Origin of the sequence: Corynebacterium simulans (assembly GCF_001586215.1) — a bacterium.
GTDB classification, from domain to species: Bacteria; Actinomycetota; Actinomycetes; order Mycobacteriales; family Mycobacteriaceae; genus Corynebacterium; species Corynebacterium simulans.
Window position 1 is genome coordinate 537,435 of sequence record NZ_CP014634.1, and the last position, 20,461, is coordinate 557,895.

Consider the following 20,461-nt stretch of genomic DNA (forward strand, 5'->3'; position numbering starts at 1 on the left):
ATGGTGAAAGATCCACGCACAAGGATATTTGCGCGCATAAAGACGCATAAAGAAACGCACCCTCTTGCACGATTGTGCAGGAGGGTGCGTAAAGAAGCTTTAGGAAGCGACTAAATCGCTTGCTTTAGCTTTACTTGTGCTGAGCGCGCTTGCGCTGACGACGCTTCTTGAGCTCCTCAGCGCGCTGGTACTCGCGGTGCAGACGGCGCTCGCGGGCAAGCTTGCGCTGGAATGCCTGGGACTCGCGGTACTCCAAGTAGATGATGTCATTGCTGAGCGCCTTGTAGATGGCGCACATCAGGCCCACAACGATGAACAGGAATGGCAGCGCAGCCACAATGGTGACGTTCTGCAGGTTGGTCAGGGAATCCTCATCAGCCAGCAGCAGGGTCAGACCAACAGCCGCGGTGGCAACGCCCCATGCTGCGGACAGCCATGGCTTAGCGTTGGATGCACCGTTCTGAGACATCGAGCCCATAACGGTAGAAGCCGAGTCAGCGGAGGTGATGAAGAAGGTTGCCAGCAAGATAACTGCGATGATGCCGGCGATGAAACCACCAGGCAGGTTGTGCAGCAGGTTGAACAGCTCAACCTCAGAGGACTCGCCGGAGATGGAGTTACCCTTCTGCTCCATGTGGATTGCGGTGCCACCGAAGATGGCGAACCACACGGTGGAAAGACCAGCCGGGATCAGCATGACGCCGATGCAGAATTCGCGGACGGAACGGCCACGGGAAATGCGTGCCAGGAACATACCGACGAATGGGGACCAAGAGACCCACCATGCCCAGTAGAAGATGGTCCAGGTGGACAGCCACTCGCCTGCTTCGCCGTTGTTGGACTCAGCAGTACGGGAGATCATCTCGGTGAACGCATCCAGGTAGCTACCGATGGAGCCCGGAATCTGGTTCAGGATGGAAACGGTTGGGCCAAGGATGAATACGAAGATGGCAAGCAGTGCGGCCATAACCATGTTCGCGTTGGAGACATACTGAATGCCCTTGCCCACGCCGGACATTGCGGAAAGCAGGAAGGCCAGGGTCAGCACGAGGACGATGCCAACGACGACCTTCTGGGATGGGTTGTCGATGAGGCCAGAAGCCTGGATACCAGCCTGGATCTGGGTTGCACCGATACCCAGGGAACATGCGGTACCGAAGACGGTTGCAAAAATGGACAGGATGTCAATGATTTTGCCAACCCAACCATCGGCAGCGCGCTGGCCGATGAGCGGCACGAATGCTTGGCTCAGCAGCTGCTTGCGGCCAATACGGAAGGTCGAGTACGCAATTGCGAGACCAACGATGGCATAAACAGCCCATGGGTGCAGGGTCCAGTGGAACATCGCCGTAGCCATCGACGTGCCCACTTCCTTAGCATCATGGCCAGGAACTCCGTTGAGGTAGTAGTTCAGCGGCTCAGAAGCACCGTAGAACATCAGGCCGATGCCCATACCGGCTGCGAACATCATCGCGATCCAGGAAGGCGTAGAAAATTCAGGCTCTTCATCAATATGGCCCAAGCGGATGGTGCCGAACTTGGAGGCGGCGATAAAGATAACAAATACAACGAAAATCGTGCCGAAGAGGACGTAGACCCAACCAAAGTCGTTAACAACGAAGCTCAGTGCATCGCTTGCGAAGTCCGCGAAGTTGGTCGGCGCGGCTAAGCCCCATGCAACGATGGCGGCGATAAGCACGCCAGTGATGCCGACGATGGTCCAGTCGATCGGAGCGTTGTCATCGGCTGCGATTTCAATTTCCGGCTCGGTCATCTCATGAGGAGCGAAGTCCTCGTCGCCGAGCATGTTTTGTAGCTGACTCGTCGCAGATGCTGATTCCAGCTTCTCATCAACGGTCTGGTACTCCTCAGACGAAACCGGCGCCGCACTGGACGCCGGATCCGTACCCTTTGCCGTATTCGAATCTGTTTCTGGATTAGTCATGCACTCCAGAATGAGCGCGGCTAATGCCAGGCGTCAAACTTATATGCGCAGTACAGCGACCTAAATCCAGCATTTTCGCAGGATAATCTTACTTTGCAATCAGGCACACAAATGAAAATTAACCAGCATATGCAGGTCTTTTATCCTCCCGTGAGCTTTTGGCTATAACAATCCTGCAACAATTGGGCATTTAACACTATTTTTCGCTGTCACGGGCACTCAAAAAGGCGTCATAAAGTTCGCGATTGGACACCTGAGTACCGGCAGCGACTTCCTTGCAAGCATCCTTCGCGCGCACTCCATCTGCCACACGGCGCTGGACCTTATCCACCAGTTCCTCAAGCGATGAGGGGACCTCTTCCCCACCCTCAATAACAACCGTGATTTCACCGCGAGCATTGTCCTCAGCCCACTTTGCCAACTCACCCAAGCTTCCGCGCTTTACTTCTTCATAGGTCTTTGTCAGTTCGCGACACACGGCAGCAGGGCGGTCTTCACCCAGAACCGCCGCGGCGTCGGCAAGCGTCTGCGCCAAACGGTGGGGAGATTCAAAGAAGACAATGGCGCGTTTTTCACCGCGCAGCGATTCCAGCCACGCTTTGCGCGGTCCGGCCTTGCGTGGAGCAAAGGCGTCGAAGAGGAAGTGACCGACGCCGAGACCGGACAGAGCCAAAGCGGTGGGCACTGCAGATGGCCCGGGGAAACACGTCACCGGCACCCCAGCTTCGGCTGCTGCAGCAACGATGGAGTGCCCTGGATCAGAAACCAGAGGCATACCCGCGTCGGAGACAACCAAAACGGTGCCGGAACGAGCGGCCTCGACAAGTTGGGCTGCGCGTCCTTCTTCGTTGTGATCAAAGTTGGAGACCACCTTGCCGCGGATTTCGATCCCCAGAGCCTGCGCCAGGTTACGGACGCGGCGCGTATCTTCCGCCGCCACGATGTCGGCATGCTGCAGCGCCTGCATGAGTCGTGCCGAAGCATCTGCGATATTACCCAGAGGGGTGGCTGCCACAATTACTCCGCGTGGAAGGGGATCTAGACGAAACGAAGTATTCATGTCCCCTAGCTTTCCACAACTTTGCACAAGCAGAATCCCCAGGGGTCCGCCGCGTAGCCTAAACTCATCTAAGTGACTATTGCTACTGACTCTTCGCAGCCCGCAGGCACCCCACAGGCCAAGCTAGCAGGAAAGCCGCGTGGCAAGCATGCCTTCGCCGCCCCTGCTGCTCCTACCTCCTATGCTTGGGGCAAAGCAGATTGGGTCAGCACCGGCGTCATTGCAGTTTTAGCTTTCATCACCCGTTTCATCAGGCTCTCCGCCCCCGTCTCGCAGGGCACGCCAGTCTTCGACGAGAAGCATTACGTTCCGCAGGCCTTCGACATGGTGCGTAGCTGGGACAACCTCTTTATCGGCGGCATCGAGTCCAATCCAGGCTATGGCCTGGTGGTTCACCCGCCGCTGGCTAAGCAAATCATTGCTGTTTCCGAGTCTGTTTTTGGCTATAGCCCGCTTGGCTGGCGCCTGATGGCAGCGCTTTTTGGTGTAGGTACCGTGCTGCTGACAATGGCGCTCGCCCGCCGCGTCGCTGGTTCCTGGCAGGTTGCCACGATGGCCGGCTTGATTGCGGTATGCGATGGCGTGCTTTTGGTTTCTTCAAAGTTCGGAATGCTGGATATCTTCCAGGTCTTTTTCATCGTCGCGGCCGCATGGGCACTGGCACACGACCATAACCAGATGCGTTTACGTCTGCACACGGCATTTATCACGGGCAATATGGGCTCGTCCGATTTCGGGCCACGTTTAGGCTTCCGCTGGTGGCGTTTCACCGCAGGCGTCTTCCTCGGCTTAGCCCTTGGCGTGAAGTGGTCTGGCCTGTACTACATCATGTTCTTTGGTCTGCTTTCGGTCTTTAGCGATCTTGCTTTGCGACGCCGCTATCACGTACGCCGCTACGTACTGGGTACGCTCATCCGCGATACCCCGGCAGCTCTGGCTTCCCTAGTGCTGGTTCCGCTAGCTATTTACGTATGGACTTGGCGCGCATGGTTTGCCTCCGAAACCTCCGTGTTCCGCCATGCCAAGGTGGATGGAACTATCGCTGAAGACTCCCCGCTGCAAGCCCTGCCCGATGCACTCGCTGGTTGGTTCTACTACCACTCTTCGGTCTTGGAATTTCACGCTTCCCTGACCACCTCCAGCGGGCACTCGCACCCATGGGATTCAAAGCCTTGGGCTTGGCTCGTGGCGGCCCGCCCCATCCTCTACTACTCCTCTACTGATCTGCAGTGCAGCGGCGCCGGCACCTGCCGCAAGATGCTCTATCTCTTTGGCACGCCTGCCATTTGGTGGCTGGTCATTCCAGCCGTGTTGTGGGGTCTATGGTCACTGCTGGTGCGCCGCAACCGCGCATTCCTCATCCCGTTGGTTGGATTCGCTGCAGGTTTCCTGCCTTGGTTGGCTGCGTTCGACCGCCAAATGTATTTCTTCTACGCCACGGCTTTCATCCCGTTTGTCATCGTGCTGATCTCCCTCGCGCTGGGCCAGATGATTGGACATGGCAAGAAGATTTCTTGGGACTGGCTGACTTCGCTTGCTGGCGGGGAAATCCGGACTGGAACATTCGTGGCAATTTGCTACTTGTGCTTGGTAGTGACGATGTTCATCTACTTCTCGCCAATTCTTTATGGTTTCATGATTCCGGACAAATGGTACGAGTCGATGATGTGGCTGAACTCTTGGACCTAGATTCCTGTAATCCGGTTTCTCAGCGCGATCTCTTAATGCGGATTCGCGCTCAAAGAACGCCAGAAATCGGCGGCTGAATAACCTTTATGGGCTACCCAAGCCCAAGCCAGGACAATCGCGCTTATACCGGTGGCCAGGAGAATGTATATCTGGCTCATCATGATTGTGCCCAGCGCAATATCGCGCATGGTAAAGCCAAAAAGGAAGGCAAACATGGTTGCTGCAACCGGCAGCATGCCGGGAACGGAAGCTGGCCGCCAGGCAGCAAAGAACAAACCGATGGCCAGGCCGAAGCGCAAGGCCGCGCCCTCGATGAGAAGGCGTGCACGTTCAGGATCAGCGGTAGGGTCGAGTGCTCCCTCGGCGCCGGTGACGGCGAGCCCGGAAGCACTAACCACCACGAAGATAGCCCAGATAGAAAAGAGCAATCCGAGTACCACGAGTGCAACGCGCGCTACCGTCAGCGTGGTCTGACGTGCGCTGGAGGCACGGCGCCACTCTGGCTCAACGCCGGCGATGATGACCTCAGAAAGATCTTGTGGGGGTGCCATTCCTTCGGCCGATTCGACGAAGCTCAATGAGCGGGAAAGCGCCGCGGCCTTGTCGCGGTAAGCACGGCACTGCTCGCAGCTTTCCACGTGAGTTTCAATGACATCGCTAGAAACGTCGGTGGGTTCACCGTCGAGCTGCGCGGAGATTGCAGCTTGGATTTCCTCATGCGTCAACACGGCTCAACACTCCATCCAAGCTGACGCGGCCGGAACCGAAGACGACAATCATCACCAGCGAGGCAATCAGCACCGCTGGGTATTCAAAGCCGCCGTCCGCAGCGAAAAGCCCATGGCCTAGGTGCACAAAATACAATGCACACGCCATAAACAGCGCCAGGGCACCAGCGACAAAGGTGGTCAGAAGCCCGACAACGAGCAGGGAGCCGCCGATCATCTCCCCCAATGCTGCGATATACGCAGAAACATGGGGCTGAGGGATGCCCATCGCAGAGAACTGCCCTGTGGTCTCATCGATTCCGGCGAAGAACATTTTGTCAACACCGTGCGCGACGAAAACGAGGCCTAGTACTGCTCGCAAAAGCAGCAGCGCGGTATCGCGAACGGCGGGTCTATTCATGAGAAATACACTACCCTGGAACCCCTAGGTGCTGGCGAATCAACTGTATATGCCCCTAACGCACAGCTCATCGACAGCCGCTGGGAACCGATACGGGCAAAAGGCAGTCAAATAGTGCAAGAGCCAAATGCGCTTACACATTCAACGAAGGAAAAGACATGACCATGACGAATCCTTTCGCCGAGCCGCAGCAGGCGGAAAGCGATAAGGCCACCACAGGTATCGCACCCACCATAGGCACCCCAAACGCCTCCGCCCCCGAGTACACGGCTAACTCGGAGCGAACCGGGCTGGTCTACGACGCCGAGGGAGTTGGCCGTCCGCCTTGGGCGATGGCCTCTCCCCTGTTGCGCGAGTACTACGACACCGAGTGGGGAATGCCGGTCCGCGATGAAGCGGGACTTTTTGAACGCTTAACTTTGGAAGGCTTCCAGTCAGGGCTGTCTTGGGCCACTGTCCTGCGCAAGCGCGAAGCCTTCCGCGCTGCGTTCGCTGGCTTCGACCCGGATATCGTTTCGGCTTTTGGTGCAGCTGAAGTAGAGCGTCTACTCAATAACCCGGAGATTATTCGGAATCGCCGCAAGATTGAGGCTGCCATTAACAATGCAGATGCCACGGTGAAATTGCGTGAAAAGGGCGGCTTGAGCGAATTCATCTGGTCCTTCAGGCCGGAGGAAAATCTCTACCCGCGTTATATGGAAGACATCCCTAAAACGACCGACAAGGCCAAGGAATTATCCAAGGCCTTGAAGAAGGAGGGCTTTACTTTCGTAGGCCCCGTTACCTGTTTCGCGCTAATGGAAGCCATCGGCATGGTAGATGCCCATCTCATTGGCTCTCATCGCCGCGGAACGTCCGGGGTCTGGGAAAGTGAACTGGATGCTTTCAAGCATCCAGTTCAGAATATCTAGTTCACGAAGGCATCTAGCTCACGCGGCGTGATGCGAGGTCGTCGCGGCGCTGGCGATTGCTCACGTGCGGTCCGTCGAAGCCGTCGAATTCATCGTCATCATAATGGACCGGCAGATGGTCGAAGTCCGGGCTGTCATCGTCAACTTCCAGTACTACAGCGCCTGGGCGGCGCAGGCTACGCGGGATGGCCAGTTCATCATCTTCTGCACTGCGGACGCCGAGACGGGCGCGGCGCAGGTGGTACACGCGGCGACGCAGCAATGCCTGCTCCTGACGGACCTGGGTACGCAGAGCAATCAAATAGATCATGGTGACGATGCCGGCGATTCCCGCAAACCACCAGGTCCAGCTACCTACTACGATGCCCAAGCACACGGTGAGAACAACCGCCAAGGAAAGACCCAACAGCGTACGCTGACGGCGCTGGTAGCGGGTTGCGGAAGCAGCCTTTTCTGCTACCGGATCCCAGCCGCCGCGCCCAAGGCGACGCTGCGCAAAAGCAACCTCATCCTCAGATAGATCAGTATCCTCATCCATCTCAGTTTCGGATTCCTCGACAGACTCGATGGCCTGTGGAATCTGGCTCACCTGTTCCTCGGTGTCGACCGCGCCGGGATACATCAAGTCCACAGGCGAGGTATATGCCGAATCAAGGTCGTAAGCATCGTCTGCGACCTCGGCCACTGCTGGCGCGCTGAAGACCTCTGCCGCCTCCGCGTCATCCGCCAGCTTGGATTTCAGATCCGCAGGCTTATCCTTTTCGGTTTCATCCTCAATGAGGAGCTCATCTTCTTCGGATTCGCTCGCTGTGTCCTCCGACTCTTCGTTTTTATCCTGCTGCGCCGAAACTGGGACAGCGGAGCCGGCTGGGGTTGTTTCCTTCGCCGGAGTCTCGGCCTTGGCCTTACCGGACTCTTCGACAATTTCACCCTCAACGGTCTCCGGTGCGTCCGCCTTTACTGCGTCATCGCCATCAGGCTCATCAGACAGCTGCGCGCCCGGCTGGCGCGGATTCGCCTTAGCCTTTGCTGCGGCACCGGCGATGGTCACGGCAGGGGTTTCTTCCTCGTCAACCACGGAGATATCGCTAGCGTCGACGACTTCGTAATCTTCGGTATCGTCTTCAAAACGGCGCACGTCACGCTTGTTAACTCGCGGGCGGCGACGCGCGGCGACGTTTCCGGAGTCGCCTTCGAACAACACGCGAGTGTCATCAAAGGCTTCGCCTGTGTGGCTCATCGGACGCTGCGAACGCAGCAGCCAAGGTGCCAAGATAAAAGCCCAGACCACGATGATGGCGATAATGGGCACAGCAGTGGACACGGTATGGGTGGCCTTCCGTAGGGTGCAGAGTTTGACTCAACGTTAGCGCCTTATCCGCCCCTATAAGGACTCAAAATCGGGGAAATTACAATGTTGTGACTTGTGTGAAAACAGTGGCGAAATCTACCCGCCAACTGGGGCACCCAGCTAAAGAAGTCGCCCCTCCGCCCGTAACCGCGCGACAGCGGTGTTCGGATAGTCGTCGCGGTTGAGCGCCACAAAGTAGTGATCGCGCCAGGCGCCATTGATATGCAGGTTGCGACGCAGATATCCCTCTTCGCGGAAACCACAGGACTTCAGGATCTTGCCTGAGGCAGGGTTCTCCGGCAAATAGGTCGCTGTCACGCGGTGCATACCTACGCGGCGGAAGGCGTGGTCAACGCCCAGTGCGCACGCGGCCGTAGCAACGCCGGCGCGGTGGACTGCGGAATGAACCCAGTAACCAATCCAGCATTCCCCGATGCTGCCGTGCTGAATATTGCCCAGCGTCACCTGGCCCATAAACTGACCATCCAGCTCGATCACCAGGGGGATGATACTGCCCATCCGCGCGTTGTCACGCAGGAACATCAGATGGTTCCACCAAGAATTTCCCGAATGCGCGTTTTCCCACGTCGTTGGGATGGTGGGTTCCACCGGGCGTAAGTATTGCTCATCGATGACGCGCTGACGGCGCCAGTCACGGCCATCGCCGCGCATCAGCGGACGCAGGCGGAGGACTCCGCCCTCCGGTAGAACTCTGGAAGGCGCCAAACTAATACTCGGGGTGGATTCCGGCCACCCTGGATGTTCTTCTCGCGGTGGCCCACTCGCAGGTACACGTAGGCGCCCCGCCGCAGTCCCGAAAGGATCCAGCATGCCTAGCTGCGCTGCGTCAAAAAGAGCACATCCACGACGTCACCCGGGCGGATCTCGGTGGCGCTTTCAGGAATCCTAATCATCGCATTCGCTTCCGATAGTCCCGCCAATAAGTGGGCCGGCGCACCGCTCGCACCGCCCAAGCCTTCAACCAAATAATCGGCAGTCTCAGCATCGCGCATCAAGCGAGCACGGATAAATCCGCGGCGTCCTGGCCGCGAATCCATGTGATTGAGTGCACGTGCACGAACTACGCGGCGATTTGCATTGCGCTTGCCCAGAGAAAGGCGAATCAGCGGGCGTACGAATACTTCAAAAATGACCAATGCCGAGACCGGGTTCGAAGGCAACAGGAACGTTGGAACACGCTCCTCCCCCAGCAAGCCAAAGCCTTGCACAGACCCCGGATGGATGGCCACGCGGGAGGTATCGATATCGCCGAGCTCGCGCAGTACCTCACGCACTGCCTCAGAACCGGCGCCGCCGACCGCACCGGAAACCACCAGGACCTCGCTGCGGGCGATGTGTGTTTCCAGCGCCTCGCGGATTCGTCGCGGCTCGCCTTCCGCGATGCCGACGCGTTGTACGTCAGCGCCTGCTTCCCGCGCCGCAGCGGCCAAGGAATAGGAGTTAACGTCAAATACTTGCCCCAGGCCCGGTTCGCGATCGATGTCCACGAGTTCCTTACCAAAGGACAAGATGGTCACGCGCGGGCGCGGATAGACCAAAACCTTTGAGCGACCGACAGCGGCCAAAAGGCCAATCTGCGCAGGTCCCAGGATAGTTCCCGAAGAAACTGCGACATCGCCCGGCTGGATATCGTCGCCAACTCGGCGCACAAAGTCACCCGAGCGCACAGGGCGATGCGCCGTCACGCGCTTGCGGCCGCGGTCTGTCCACTCGAGGGGAAGGACGGCGTCGGCAAGCGTGGGCAAAGGCGCACCGGTGTAAACGCGCACCGCCTGTTTCGGCTGCAAGCGCAGTGGCTGGCGCGAACCCGCCGGAACCTCACCCACCACGGGGATGGAACGCTCAACCTCAGGGCCCTTTTGCTCCCCTTCTGCGTCCTCTTCAGTAGCGCGCCGCGCCTTCAAAGCACGCTCGCCTCCCACGTCAACGGCGCGCACCGCGTAGCCATCGATTGCCGCCTGCGGAAATCCGGGCAGCGGCTGATTGGCTTGCACTTCCTCAGCGCACATCAGTCCCAGCGAGTTCGCAATCGCGATACGCACTGGTTCCGGTGTCACCGCCGCATCAGTAATCATCGCAAGCTGATCATCTACTGAACGCATAGATTGCCGCCTTCCCTGTTTGTCTTCTGACCTAGATTAGTTGATGCCCTTTTCAGCCTCATACTCGGCAATGATCTGCTTGATTGCCTTGTACAAAGCCGGGCCATACTTCTCATGGTGCAGGCCGAAGTCCACATTTGCCGGAATATATCCGCCGGGATTGCCCAGGTCATGACGCTTTCCGCGGTGAACCACCACGTGGACCGGGTGGCCTTCCTGGATGAGCAGCTCGATGGCGTCGGTTAGCTGCAGCTCACCACCCTTACCTGGGGAAATGCGGCGCAGCGCATCGAAGATCTTGCGGTCTAGCAGGTAGCGACCGGTGGCCACTAGGTTCGAAGGCGCATCTTCAGGCTCTGGCTTTTCTACCATGCCGACGACCTTCTTCACGCCAGGAGCGTTAGTATCTTCCACGTCGAAGACACCGTAGTTGAAGGTCTCTTCACGCTCGACTTCGAATGCGCACAGAACGGAGCCACCGACGGCGGCGCGAACGCGTGCCATCTCCTCCATGACAGTCGCCGGCAAGACAATGTCATCCGGGAGCATGACGGCGAAGCAGTCCTCGTCATCGTCCAATGCGGATTCCGCAAGACCAACCGCATGCCCCAAGCCGAGCGGCTTTTCCTGCGGCACAGAGATTGGGTGAATAAGGTCGCCAGCGCGGCGCACCTTAGCCACCTGCTCGTCCTTGCCACGTGCGTCCAAGGTCTCAACAAGCTCCGGGAAGGCATCGAAGTGGCGCATCACCTCTTGCTTGTTGGGGGCAGTAATAACTGCTAAACGCTGCGCACCAACCGAAGCGGCTTCCTCTGCGATGAGTTCGATACCTGGGGTATCAACCACAGGGAGCAGTTCTTTCGGAACAGTTTTAGTGGCCGGCAAAAAGCGGGTACCCAGGCCCGCTGCCGGCACGACAACTGTCTTAATCCCGTGCAGGGATCCCTCGTTGTTATTAGCCATAAGTTTGAGCTTACAGGCCGAACTTTTTCTTTCGTGCAGCGATACACCAGCAATTACTATTAGTTCTATGACTGAGATAGCCAAGCAAAAGCAGGCGTTGCGCATTGAGCTTCTCGACGCCCGCCGCACCCGCAGCCCCGAGGAGAAGGCCACTGCCGACGCCGCCTGGTGCAACGCGGCCGCCCAACTTCTAAGCCCCGATATGCAGGTCGCAGCCTATAACCCTCTGGGTTCAGAGCCTGGCGGCAGCGAGTTTGTCCACACCCTGGCACAGGCATGTAAAGCGGTATATCTGCCTATCTCTGGCGACGATGGACAACTTTACTGGGCGCTTTACGAAGGCCCCGAGAGCCTCCAACCCGGTGCGCTCGGCATCGCAGAACCAACCGGCGAGCGCTTCCCCAGCTCCATCTTGGCTGAGCTCGACTTCATCTTTGCGCCAGCGATGGCAGTGGACAAGAGCGGCTACCGCCTCGGAAAAGGCGCTGGCTACTACGACCGCGCGCTTACTCCCCTTGTTCCCGGCAAGCCCAAGGTCATTGCCATGGTCCACTCCAGCGAGGTCCGGGATGTGCCAAAAGAAGAACACGACCGCCCAGTTGATGTCATTCTGACTGAGCGTGGGCTCGTCGACATTGAGCCAGACGTTTAGCTAGACGGTTTAGCCATAAGAAACAGCAAAAGCGGAACCATAGTCCTGCAACCGCAGTCTAAAAGAGCATGACTGCGGATAAATTGCTGAAAATGCTGCGCACCCCAGGACATCGGCGAGCGTTGATGTTAAGACGCTTTGTTGCATTGGTACTGGTTGCTGCAGCAGGTTTCAGCATGCTTTCCGCTCGCAAAGAACACCCTCTGGCGGTGGTCTTTGCCCGCGATGTTCCTGCGGGCCATGCTCTTTCACTTGACGACGTCACCCTAGCACCCATCCCGGCCAGCGCACTGCCGGAGACGAAAGTCGATACCAACCTCGAGGAGCTTGAAGGCCGCGTGGTCGTATCGGCGGGTTCGGCTGGAGAAATTCTTACCGAGACGAGACTGCTTGGCCCGCAGCTCGTGGACGATTTAGTGAATAACTCCACAGGAAAAAACTCGGGCGAGGAATCCCACATGATTCCACTCAAGCCAGCAGAACCTGACGTCCTTCCCCACCTCCACCATGGGGATACGGTCAATGTCATCGCTGGCGCTAGCGAAGAAGAGATAGAAGAAGGCCAAACAACTGATGGCTCAGTCATCGCAGCAGGTGGGCGCGTAATTACGACGACCAGCGGCGAAGAAGAAAGCCGCGCCACCACCGTGCTTTTAGCTCTTCCGGCTTCCCAAGCTGATGCCGTGGCAGCCGCCTCGCTGAGCCAACCGCTCACCGTTGTCATTGTGGGACAACGAGCCACCGGCATGAATTAGCGTAGAGCCGCTTCCAGAAGCCTTCCGATTGAGCCAGAAACGTTGTCACATCCCCTAAAACTCGCTAGGGTGAGTCTTCACGAGCCCCTGCTTTTAATTTTAATAACATTTGACTCATGACTAACTTGGAAAAGTCACTCGGGGGCGAGGGTCACAATGTGTTTTAGGAAAGGAAACCCTCCCAATGCTGAAGGGCTTTAAGGACTTCATCCTCCGCGGCAATGTCATCGAGTTGGCAGTCGCAGTCATCATTGGTAGCGCATTCACCGCTATCGTCACCGCCGTCACCAACAATCTCATCCAGCCTCTGATCAACTCCTTCGGCTCCGCAGAAGTCAAGGGCCTGGGCTTCCAGATCACCGACAATGAGTCCACCTTCATGGACTTCGGTGCTGTTATTACCGCTGCCCTCAACTTCCTCATCATCGCTGCGGTTGTTTACTTCCTCATCGTGATGCCGATCAACAAGCTCTCCGAAGCTGCTAAGCGCCGCCACGGCGTTGACCCAGAAGAGCCAGCTCCGACCACCGAGCAGCTCCTGACCGAGATCCGCGACCTAATGGAAGCACAGAACGCTTCCGGTGCAGGCCACAACATTGCGGGGACCTCCTACAACCAGGAGAGCACCGGCCGCCACCAGGCATAAGGTTTTACATCCTGCATAAAGACCGAACTCCGGTTGTCTTTTAGATAAAAGACAACCGGAGTTCGTCGTTATTAATGGGCAATAATTAGAGGTGGGAAACGCTCGCGCCTATTGGCCATAATGCGGCGGCATTTGCTCCCTGTAGAACGCTTCATCGTGCTGGCGTTCAGCCGGGGCATCCTCATCGAGCTGGACTACGCGATGAGCGTCCCCACCGCTTTCCCGACCTGAGTTATCAAAAGCAGATACAAAGTCCGGTTGGTCGGCAGTGCGGTCATAGTCCACGGCGGAGCGACGAACGGTCCGGCGGCGTTTACGAGGTTCAGACATGAATACTAGAAGGGAACTTACCTGCTACTACTAGACGCTGTACTTCTGCAGCTGGTCGATGAGATAATGAACTAACGGGGCCAGCGTGGCCATGCCGTCGCGCACTGCGGCGCGGGAGGAAGCCAAGTTAACGATGACGGTCGAGCCCGAAACACCGGAGATACCCCGCGAGGTGCAGGCATCGACTGCGCCACAGGCTTGGCCGGAAGAGCGCAGTGCTTGCGCGATGCCGGGAACCATCTGATCCAGGACCGCGCGTGTGGCTTCAGGCGCCTTGTCGCGCGGGCCAACACCAGTACCGCCGACGGTAAGGACCAAGTCAACGCCACCGACAACTGCGGTTTCAATGGCCTGACGAATCTTCGACTTCTTGGAACGAACAGTCACGGAGCCATCGACCTGGAATTCAGCCTCAGAAAGGAGCTCGCCGACCAAACGGGACGTATCATCCGAGTTCTCGTCTGGGTGGTCAGTGATGACAACCACCAGTGCGCGGCGCGGCGCGTTGAAGTTTTGTTCCTGCTCGCTGGCGATCAGGAAGGCGTCATCAGGCTCAGCGACGTCCAACAAAGACCCTGTGGATTCCTCAGAGACCTCGAAAATGCCGTTGTTGGTCTCGTTGTCAGCATGGTCTGCCAATGTAGCTCCTTTATAGGACCAAAAATTCTTCTTCAAAGATTCGGGCGATTTTTGTTAATGGATAATTTACTCGTCCGAAAGAGTTACCTCTACCTGGCGAGGATCTTTTCCTTCCCCATTGCTGACTTCGAGCGTGACCTTGGCTCCGAAGTCTTGCGAGCGAGCTGCGGCAATCAAGGAATCGGAGTTCTCGATGCGGCGGTCATTGACGCGGGTGACGAGGTCGCCTGCATTCAGCCCTGCTTCTTCTGCTGGGCTGCCTGGCTCAACCTCGACGATGCGTGCGCCGTCGCCACTGTCGCGCGCGTCTACCTTGACGCCCAAGGTTGGGTGCTTAACCTCGCCCTTGTTGATGAGCTGGTCAGCCATGCGCTTGGCAAAGTTGGACGGGATTGCAAAACCCAAGCCGATGGAGCCTGCCTCGCTCGAGCCGGAGCTCGACAAGGAAGCGATCATGGAGTTCATACCGATCAGGTTGCCGTTGATATCGACCAATGGGCCACCGGAGTTGCCGGGGTTGACCGCGGCATCGGTCTGGATGGCGTCGATAAGCGAGCTCTCGCCGCCCTCCTGGGAAGCCCGAACCGGGCGATTCTTCGCGGAGACAATACCCGAGGTAACCGTGGCATTTAGCCCCAGCGGGGAGCCCACAGCAACGACCTCTTGGCCAACGGCCACGGCGTCAGAATCACCGAATTGCAGGAACGGCAGGTCATTGACGTCCTTGATCTTGATGATCGCGACGTCGGTGTTTGCGTCGGAAGAAATAAATTCAGCTTCGTGCTTGCTGCCGTCGTTCATGCTGACGCGCAACTGGCCGCCACGCTCAGCGCCGGCAACCACGTGGTGATTAGTCAGCACATAGCCATCCGGCGAGATGATGGAACCAGAGCCCTCAGCAGCGCTGGTAAGGCCCAAAGCCTCAATGGAAACAACAGCGGGCAGCACCTTAGCCGCGGTCGCCTCAACCGAGCCCTCAGCTGGTTCCTCACCGGTGCTATTAGCCACCGGCTCATTCTGCAGAACCTGGTTTACGGTGCTCGTATCGTTCTTATCCTTCGCTCCTAGAGCTAGACCAGTAATGCTGCCCACAGCGACAGCGCCGGCGAGCATCATGGCCAAAGCCGTGCCCAGGCCCACCTTCTTCTTTTCTGGCGGGTTCGGTTGCGCCCCTACGTAAGTTATGGCCTGATTAGGCTGGCCCGGTTGGCCAAACTGCCCTGCCTGGCCGGGCTGGCCCGCGCCGAAGCTTTGGGTATGCGGATTTGCTTGGCCGCCGACGAATTGGGGATTGCCCGCGCCTTGGTTGAAATTTGCGCCCTGCATCCCAAAGGAACCAGCCTGGCCACTGGAGCTAGGCTGCGCCCCGGAGTTCTGGCGCGGTTCATTCCAACCGGCAGAATTGCTAAGATTGGGTTGATTCTCGGACGCTGGCCTCTCGCCGCGTGGATCCGCAGGCTCGTTCATGTTTGAGTTCCTCGTATTCATGTAGGCAATTGTGCCGCAGTGGGCTGGGGTGCATCTGTAACGATTCTGCTAGCCATATAAGAATAACTGTTAGAATTCTGTATGTCTTGACCTGCAGCGCAACTCCTTTTTATGCCGCAATAAGGTCGGCGCAGATTAACCCTGATTAAACCAGCGCTCGGCGAAAATGGTGCCGCGATCAACTGCCGCCTCATCTTCTTCGTTTGCGGAAGGATCGAAAAGGCCATCAACGAAGGTCTCGCCTTCCCCACGGTACCCCGGCAAGATAACCTCCATGCGCGTGCCGCCGTCGTTCGAATCCTTAATTTCAATAGAGCCCTCGTGGCGCTCAATCACGGATTTGACGATGGCCAGACCCAAACCAGAGCCCGGCATCGAGCGGGCTTCTGCGGAACGATAGAAACGTTCGAATACCTTCTCCCGCTCATCCGGCGGAATGCCCGGGCCAGAGTCGTCGACCCGGAGACGGACCTCGTGCTCGCTGATCTGCTGCATGAACACACGCACGGTGCCGGTCGCAGGCGACCATTTCGCCGCATTGTCCATCAGATTAAGCGTTGCACGGCCCAGGGCGAATGGATCGCCTTCTAGGACCCACGGAATAAAGCGCACACGGAACTCGACGTCGGGGCGGCGTCGCCTAGCGCGCGCTAGCGAAGACTCGAGCACCTCCATAAGGTCAACCGGCTCCGGAGCCTTCTCCGTGGCGTCCTCACGAGCCAAGTCGACCAAGTCACCGATGAGCGTAGAAAGCTCCGTCATCTGTGACATGACGTCATCTTCCAAGTCGCGGCGATCTTCTTCGCTGATACCAAACCCACCGCCGGACTTGTTCATCATCATCAGCAACTCAATGTTGGTACGCATCGAGGTCAACGGAGTCTTCAACTCGTGACCTGCGTCCGCCACAAACTGAGCCTGCTGCACACGCGATTGCTGCAGCGCTTCCAACATCTGATTAAAGGAAACCGTAAGCTGCGCCATCTCGTCATTGTTGACAACCTCGATAGGTCGCAGATCGTTGGTCTGCGTGACGTAATCGGCCGCACGCTTCAGGCGCGAAATCGGCTGCATACCAGTCTTGGAAACGAGCATGCCGGCAAAGATCGCCAGCAGAACGCCCAGCGCAACGATAACGACCAGCATTGCGCCAATGGCCGCGATGAGCTCATTCGTCTCGCTCAAGTCCCGGGCCAAGACCACAGTGGTGCCTAAGTCATGGCGTTTTGCGAGGATGCGCTCGCCACCGACGGTGCGCACCGAGATCTCGGTGTAATCATCATCCTTCTGAAACTTATCCCCCACCGGGATGGCATCACCAAAGGTAAAGCTCCAGGAAGGCGGGGAAATCGCGATACGAGTCGATGGATTATAGAGCTTAAACTTCGCGATTTCGGAATCGATAGATTCAACAAAACGCGGGTCCAGGCTTTCCTGAATCAACACGTCGGCTTTTTGCTCAAGCTGCTTGTCGACGGCCGCGGTCAAAGACTCAGACACGATCCAATAGGTTGCCAGGGTCATAAGCGCCACGGCGATGGCCACGACCAGACCCGTAACAAGCGAAAGACGCCACCGCAGTGGCGCCCGAGAAGCCCAACTCCCCCTTCCGCCGGCAATCTCGTTAACAGGGGTGGGTTGTACCTGTTCGGAAGCCTCGGCGTTGGGCGCTGGCTTCCTCAAAATCACGGTGTCGACTTCCGCAGAACATAACCGACGCCGCGCACGGTGTGGATGAGACGCGATTCGCCCTCACCTTCCGTCTTCTTCCGCAGGTAGCCGATGTAGACCTCTAGTGCGTTGCCGGAAGTTGGGAAATCGTAGCCCCATACCTCTTCCAGAATCACGTTGCGCGGCATGACCTTGAGCGGGTTTTCCATCAGCAGCTGCAGCAAAGCAAACTCAGTACGAGTCAAAGAGATCTGCCGGTCGCCGCGCTTTACCTCACGGGTTTCCGCATTGAGCTGCAAATCCTCAAAGGAAAGCTCGGTCTCCGCGCTGTGCGGTGCTCCAATGGAGTCTGCAGCGGCGCGGCGCAGCAAAGAACGCACGCGTGCCAAAAGCTCCTCCAGCGCAAATGGCTTCGGTAGATAGTCATCTGCTCCGGCATCGAGACCAGCCACGCGGTCGGAGACACTATCGCGGGCAGTTAGCACCAGGATCGGGCGCTCCCAGCCCTCGCTGCGAAGAGTACGGCAGACTTCGAGGCCGTCCATGTTGGGCATCATGACGTCGAGGATCAACAGCTCCGGATTTTCATTGCGGACAGCCTCCACCGCCTCAAGGCCGTCACTGGCAATCATGACTTCATAACCATTGAACCGGAGAGAACGACGCAGCGATTCGCGTACCGCTTGCTCGTCGTCGACGACAAGAATCTTCATAAACATAATTATGACCTATTCATGGTGGATTTTCGAGGCCACCATGCAATCCAATCCCCTTTCCATCCCCCCAAAGCCACAAGCTAACGATTCTCGCGGCGCCTTTTAGACAATGTATCTGTTTAGAATATCTGTCCAAAAGAAAGAGCCTGCGAAGAAGATGCCTTGTTTAAGGCGTTTCTTCGTAGGCTCTTTTAAAAAGTAGGGCGTTCTAGATTAGAACTGCTCCACGTCTACCAGGCCGAGCTTTGCAGCCTTGACCAGACGGCGCGGGATGCGCACGGTCTGACCGTCGATGGTGACTTCCTGAAGGGCGACGTTGTCTGCCTTCCACTGGGAGCGACGTGCGCGAGTGTTCGCGCGGGACTTCTTGAACTTAGGAGTTGCCATTTTCTTCTATCCTCCTTACGCGTTCTTCTTCTTGCGGCGAGCCATTGCACCGAAGCGCTGGTTGAAGCGCTCGACGCGGCCTGCGGTATCCATAACGCGCTGTGCACCGGTCCAGAACGGGTGGGACTCAGCGGTCACGTCAACGACGATCAGTGGGTACTCGTTGCCATCTTCCCACTCAACGGTGCGATCGGAAGTAGCAGTGGACTTGGTCAAGAACGAGTGGCCAGTGCCAGCGTCCTTGAAGACCACCGGGTGGTAATCCGGGTGGATATCCTTCTTCATAATTATTCCCTCAGGGTTGAAACTACGGGTCGGTTCTTCACTCTTCTACCTGGCTTAAGCCTTAAAGAACGGCGAACTTTTTACAAAGCAGCCCTCTATCGGTGTCGAAGATCGTGCCCGAGTTGGGACGTACAGATTAAAAATGGCGTTAACCTCATCGCTCCGGGATATTGCTTGCGCTTCCCGTGGGCGGAGATGTCAACAACTTAAAGCATGTTACACCTTTGCCACCAGTTCCCCAAACCCACATACACGCTATTACGCTCCGTATATAGAGGAACCGGCCCGCATGATTAACAGCAGCCACAGGCGTTAACAAGACCAAATGGCGCAGGTAGTTCGCACGAGCCCACTGCATCAGCTTGCAGCACTGGGACAAGGAAGGCGATTAGGTAATTTGGGCCGCGGGCTGTAAGATTTTCCCTTGCTGTTGTCAAAGTATACGTTTTACGCCCCGTCTACTGGTGTTTGACGGTCTTGCCATCCATGCTCAACCTCACTTTTCGAGCGCTGCGCCTCACCGCAGAAGGCATAACCGTCAGTAGCCATGATGTGGGCGGCTAGGAGAAAGAAGACCCATGTCGGCTATTTGCCAGGTAACGGGCCGCAAGCCGGAATTCGGCAAGCAGGTCTCGCACTCGCACCGCCGCACTTCGCGCCGTTGGAACCCCAACGTGCAGCGTCGTCGCTACTACCTGCCCTCCGAGGGCCGTACCATCACCCTGAATGTCTCTACCAAGGGCATGAAGATTATTGACCGCGACGGCATCGAGTCCGTCGTCGCCAAGATTCGCGCACGTGGGGAGAAGATCTAAAGATGGCACGTAATGACATCCGTCCAATCATCAAGCTGAAGTCCACTGCGGGCACCGGTTACACCTACGTGACCCGTAAGAACAAGCGCAACAACCCGGATCGCATCACCCTGAAGAAGTTCGATCCGGTCGTCCGCAAGCACGTCGAATTCCGCGAGGAGCGATAATCTATGGCTAAGAAGTCCAAGATCGCCAAGAACGAGCAGCGCAAGGAAATCGTCGCCCGCTACGCGGAGCGTCGCGCTGAGCTCAAGGCCATCATCAAGAACCCGAACACCTCGGACGAGGATCGTCTGGACGCACAGTTCGAGCTGAACCGTCAGCCACGTGATGCATCCCGTTCCCGCATCCGTAACCGCGACGCAGCCGACGGCCGTCCGCGCGGTTACCTCCGTAAGTTCGGTCTGTCCCGTGTCCGTATGCGCGGCATGGCTCACCGTGGTGAGCTGCCGGGCGTTCGCAAGTCCAGCTGGTAAAGGGGTAATTGCACAATGGCTATCAAGCGCAATAACCAAAAGAAGTTCCGCATGGAACAAACCCGTCGCCCGAAGAAGAACCCGCTGAAGGCTGAGGGTATCGAGACGGTTGACTACAAGGATGTAAAGACCCTGCGTCTGTTCATCTCCGACCGTGGCAAGATCCGTTCCCGTCGCGTGACCGGTCTTACCCCACAGCAGCAGCGCCAGGTCGCTACCGCTGTGAAGAACGCACGCGAAATGGCTCTCCTGCCGTTCACCGCCCGCTAAATCAGTAGCTGGGTTTCTCAACAGCGCACTTTTGCCGCTGGCAAGTGTGACACGGTAAAAGAACCTTCGAAAGTCGCTTTCTTTCAATCACTTCGATTGGATGCAAAGCGGCTTTTGTGCGTTTTGTTCTTGGCCACGAAATAACTATCTGCTACTTAACC

Annotated in this window: 24 protein-coding genes; 9 read left to right on the forward strand and 15 right to left on the reverse strand. The window is 57.4% G+C overall.

Going from position 1 to position 20,461, the window contains the following annotated elements:
- Positions 1-130 precede the first annotated feature (130 nt).
- A complete protein-coding gene (locus WM42_RS02495) occupies positions 131-1,945 on the reverse strand; it encodes a BCCT family transporter (protein WP_062035572.1) in 1,815 nt (604 codons plus the stop codon).
- A 196-nt stretch (positions 1,946-2,141) separates the two neighbouring features.
- Complete coding sequence (rsmI, locus tag WM42_RS02500) at positions 2,142-3,005, reverse strand: 16S rRNA (cytidine(1402)-2'-O)-methyltransferase (protein WP_062035573.1); 864 nt, start codon at positions 3,003-3,005, stop codon at positions 2,142-2,144.
- 78 nt (positions 3,006-3,083) lie between these two features.
- On the opposite strand from rsmI, the gene pmt reads away from it, so the two are divergent.
- Complete coding sequence (pmt, locus tag WM42_RS02505) at positions 3,084-4,694, forward strand: protein O-mannosyltransferase (protein ID WP_162492784.1); 1,611 nt, start codon at positions 3,084-3,086, stop codon at positions 4,692-4,694.
- Between the two features lie 32 nt (positions 4,695-4,726).
- Here the strand turns inward: pmt and WM42_RS02510 are convergent, their stop codons facing one another.
- Together WM42_RS02510 and WM42_RS02515 are read right to left on the reverse strand one after the other, a co-directional pair.
- Positions 4,727-5,422: a zf-HC2 domain-containing protein gene (locus WM42_RS02510; RefSeq protein ID WP_062035575.1), complete on the reverse strand. Its 696-nt coding sequence runs from the start codon at positions 5,420-5,422 to the stop codon at positions 4,727-4,729.
- Entirely contained in the window at positions 5,409-5,822 is a 414-nt protein-coding gene (locus WM42_RS02515; protein WP_061921314.1) for a DoxX family protein, read from the reverse strand. The genes WM42_RS02510 and WM42_RS02515 overlap by 14 nt, the downstream gene beginning before the upstream one ends.
- Before the next feature lie 158 nt (positions 5,823-5,980).
- Between WM42_RS02515 and WM42_RS02520 the strand changes: the two genes are divergently transcribed.
- On the forward strand, positions 5,981-6,733 hold the full coding sequence (locus WM42_RS02520; protein ID WP_235591019.1) for a DNA-3-methyladenine glycosylase I: 753 nt from the start codon (positions 5,981-5,983) through the stop codon (positions 6,731-6,733).
- A 13-nt stretch (positions 6,734-6,746) separates the two neighbouring features.
- Here the strand turns inward: WM42_RS02520 and sepX are convergent, their stop codons facing one another.
- The 4 genes from sepX to WM42_RS02540 form a co-directional block, all read right to left on the reverse strand.
- On the reverse strand, positions 6,747-8,057 hold the full coding sequence (gene sepX / locus WM42_RS02525; RefSeq protein ID WP_061921311.1) for a divisome protein SepX/GlpR: 1,311 nt from the start codon (positions 8,055-8,057) through the stop codon (positions 6,747-6,749).
- Between the two features lie 147 nt (positions 8,058-8,204).
- Positions 8,205-8,915 (reverse strand): GNAT family N-acetyltransferase, encoded by a 711-nt coding sequence (locus tag WM42_RS02530; protein WP_061921308.1) that lies wholly within the window; start codon positions 8,913-8,915, stop codon positions 8,205-8,207.
- Positions 8,916-8,917: 2 nt separating this feature from the next.
- A complete protein-coding gene (gene glp, locus WM42_RS02535; RefSeq protein ID WP_062035576.1) occupies positions 8,918-10,207 on the reverse strand; it encodes a molybdotransferase-like divisome protein Glp in 1,290 nt (429 codons plus the stop codon).
- Between the two features lie 36 nt (positions 10,208-10,243).
- Positions 10,244-11,170, reverse strand: coding sequence for a UTP--glucose-1-phosphate uridylyltransferase (locus tag WM42_RS02540; protein WP_062035577.1), 927 nt, complete (start codon positions 11,168-11,170; stop codon positions 10,244-10,246).
- Positions 11,171-11,237: 67 nt separating this feature from the next.
- Here WM42_RS02540 and WM42_RS02545 point away from each other — a divergent pair, with 67 nt between their 5' ends.
- The 3 genes from WM42_RS02545 to mscL all read left to right on the forward strand — a co-directional run bounded on the left by WM42_RS02545 (position 11,238) and on the right by mscL (position 13,223).
- Positions 11,238-11,822, forward strand: coding sequence for a 5-formyltetrahydrofolate cyclo-ligase (locus tag WM42_RS02545; protein WP_062035578.1), 585 nt, complete (start codon positions 11,238-11,240; stop codon positions 11,820-11,822).
- A 68-nt stretch (positions 11,823-11,890) separates the two neighbouring features.
- Complete coding sequence (locus WM42_RS02550; protein ID WP_062035579.1) at positions 11,891-12,577, forward strand: SAF domain-containing protein; 687 nt, start codon at positions 11,891-11,893, stop codon at positions 12,575-12,577.
- 184 nt (positions 12,578-12,761) lie between these two features.
- Positions 12,762-13,223, forward strand: a complete 462-nt coding sequence (gene mscL, locus WM42_RS02555; protein WP_062035580.1) for a large-conductance mechanosensitive channel protein MscL — start codon at positions 12,762-12,764, stop codon at positions 13,221-13,223.
- 108 nt (positions 13,224-13,331) lie between these two features.
- Here mscL and WM42_RS12855 read toward each other — a convergent pair whose 3' ends face one another.
- From WM42_RS12855 to WM42_RS02585, 7 genes are all read right to left on the reverse strand, one after another.
- Positions 13,332-13,553: a hypothetical protein gene (locus WM42_RS12855; RefSeq protein WP_082787616.1), complete on the reverse strand. Its 222-nt coding sequence runs from the start codon at positions 13,551-13,553 to the stop codon at positions 13,332-13,334.
- 30 nt (positions 13,554-13,583) lie between these two features.
- A complete protein-coding gene (locus WM42_RS02560) occupies positions 13,584-14,156 on the reverse strand; it encodes a MogA/MoaB family molybdenum cofactor biosynthesis protein (RefSeq protein ID WP_061921496.1) in 573 nt (190 codons plus the stop codon).
- A gap of 102 nt (positions 14,157-14,258) precedes the next feature.
- Positions 14,259-15,659: a S1C family serine protease gene (locus WM42_RS02565; RefSeq protein ID WP_235591298.1), complete on the reverse strand. Its 1,401-nt coding sequence runs from the start codon at positions 15,657-15,659 to the stop codon at positions 14,259-14,261.
- 156 nt (positions 15,660-15,815) lie between these two features.
- Positions 15,816-17,369: a HAMP domain-containing sensor histidine kinase gene (locus WM42_RS02570; RefSeq protein WP_062035582.1), complete on the reverse strand. Its 1,554-nt coding sequence runs from the start codon at positions 17,367-17,369 to the stop codon at positions 15,816-15,818.
- Positions 17,366-18,064 carry a response regulator transcription factor gene (locus WM42_RS02575; RefSeq protein WP_062039076.1) on the reverse strand — a complete coding sequence of 233 codons (699 nt, stop codon included), beginning with the start codon at positions 18,062-18,064 and terminating at the stop codon, positions 17,366-17,368. Before WM42_RS02575 ends, WM42_RS02570 begins: the two co-directional genes overlap by 4 nt.
- Positions 18,065-18,280: 216 nt before the next feature.
- On the reverse strand, positions 18,281-18,454 hold the full coding sequence (rpmF, locus tag WM42_RS02580) for a 50S ribosomal protein L32 (protein WP_062035583.1): 174 nt from the start codon (positions 18,452-18,454) through the stop codon (positions 18,281-18,283).
- 15 nt (positions 18,455-18,469) lie between these two features.
- A complete protein-coding gene (locus tag WM42_RS02585; RefSeq protein WP_061921281.1) occupies positions 18,470-18,739 on the reverse strand; it encodes a type B 50S ribosomal protein L31 in 270 nt (89 codons plus the stop codon).
- Between the two features lie 578 nt (positions 18,740-19,317).
- On the opposite strand from WM42_RS02585, the gene rpmB reads away from it, so the two are divergent.
- From rpmB to rpsR, 4 genes are read left to right on the forward strand one after another with little or no spacing between them, the layout of a single operon-like run.
- Positions 19,318-19,554 carry a 50S ribosomal protein L28 gene (rpmB, locus tag WM42_RS02590; protein WP_005279911.1) on the forward strand — a complete coding sequence of 79 codons (237 nt, stop codon included), beginning with the start codon at positions 19,318-19,320 and terminating at the stop codon, positions 19,552-19,554.
- 2 nt (positions 19,555-19,556) lie between these two features.
- A complete protein-coding gene (gene rpmG, locus WM42_RS02595) occupies positions 19,557-19,721 on the forward strand; it encodes a 50S ribosomal protein L33 (protein ID WP_042530058.1) in 165 nt (54 codons plus the stop codon).
- Positions 19,722-19,724: 3 nt separating this feature from the next.
- On the forward strand, positions 19,725-20,030 hold the full coding sequence (gene rpsN / locus WM42_RS02600) for a 30S ribosomal protein S14 (protein WP_061921278.1): 306 nt from the start codon (positions 19,725-19,727) through the stop codon (positions 20,028-20,030).
- A 21-nt stretch (positions 20,031-20,051) separates the two neighbouring features.
- On the forward strand, positions 20,052-20,300 hold the full coding sequence (rpsR, locus tag WM42_RS02605) for a 30S ribosomal protein S18 (RefSeq protein ID WP_034657238.1): 249 nt from the start codon (positions 20,052-20,054) through the stop codon (positions 20,298-20,300).
- The last annotated feature ends 161 nt before the right edge of the window (positions 20,301-20,461 follow it).

Bases quoted from the DNA above. Each gene is read 5' to 3' on its own strand.
- rsmI (WP_062035573.1), bottom strand. From the start codon at position 3,005: ATGAATACTTCGTTTCGTCTAGATCCCCTTCCACGCGGAGTAATTGTG.
- mscL (WP_062035580.1), top strand. From the start codon at position 12,762: ATGCTGAAGGGCTTTAAGGACTTCATCCTCCGCGGCAATGTCATCGAG.
- WM42_RS12855 (WP_082787616.1), bottom strand. From the start codon at position 13,553: ATGTCTGAACCTCGTAAACGCCGCCGGACCGTTCGTCGCTCCGCCGTG.
- WM42_RS02575 (WP_062039076.1), bottom strand. From the start codon at position 18,064: ATGAAGATTCTTGTCGTCGACGACGAGCAAGCGGTACGCGAATCGCTG.
- WM42_RS02520 (WP_235591019.1), top strand. From the start codon at position 5,981: ATGACCATGACGAATCCTTTCGCCGAGCCGCAGCAGGCGGAAAGCGAT.
- WM42_RS02495 (WP_062035572.1), bottom strand. From the start codon at position 1,945: ATGACTAATCCAGAAACAGATTCGAATACGGCAAAGGGTACGGATCCG.
- rpmF (WP_062035583.1), bottom strand. From the start codon at position 18,454: ATGGCAACTCCTAAGTTCAAGAAGTCCCGCGCGAACACTCGCGCACGT.
- WM42_RS02540 (WP_062035577.1), bottom strand. From the start codon at position 11,170: ATGGCTAATAACAACGAGGGATCCCTGCACGGGATTAAGACAGTTGTC.
- WM42_RS02545 (WP_062035578.1), top strand. From the start codon at position 11,238: ATGACTGAGATAGCCAAGCAAAAGCAGGCGTTGCGCATTGAGCTTCTC.
- WM42_RS02515 (WP_061921314.1), bottom strand. From the start codon at position 5,822: ATGAATAGACCCGCCGTTCGCGATACCGCGCTGCTGCTTTTGCGAGCA.
- WM42_RS02585 (WP_061921281.1), bottom strand. From the start codon at position 18,739: ATGAAGAAGGATATCCACCCGGATTACCACCCGGTGGTCTTCAAGGAC.
- glp (WP_062035576.1), bottom strand. From the start codon at position 10,207: ATGCGTTCAGTAGATGATCAGCTTGCGATGATTACTGATGCGGCGGTG.
- WM42_RS02550 (WP_062035579.1), top strand. From the start codon at position 11,891: ATGACTGCGGATAAATTGCTGAAAATGCTGCGCACCCCAGGACATCGG.
- rpsN (WP_061921278.1), top strand. From the start codon at position 19,725: ATGGCTAAGAAGTCCAAGATCGCCAAGAACGAGCAGCGCAAGGAAATC.
- rpmG (WP_042530058.1), top strand. From the start codon at position 19,557: ATGGCACGTAATGACATCCGTCCAATCATCAAGCTGAAGTCCACTGCG.
- WM42_RS02565 (WP_235591298.1), bottom strand. From the start codon at position 15,659: ATGAACGAGCCTGCGGATCCACGCGGCGAGAGGCCAGCGTCCGAGAAT.
- WM42_RS02530 (WP_061921308.1), bottom strand. From the start codon at position 8,915: ATGCTGGATCCTTTCGGGACTGCGGCGGGGCGCCTACGTGTACCTGCG.
- rpmB (WP_005279911.1), top strand. From the start codon at position 19,318: ATGTCGGCTATTTGCCAGGTAACGGGCCGCAAGCCGGAATTCGGCAAG.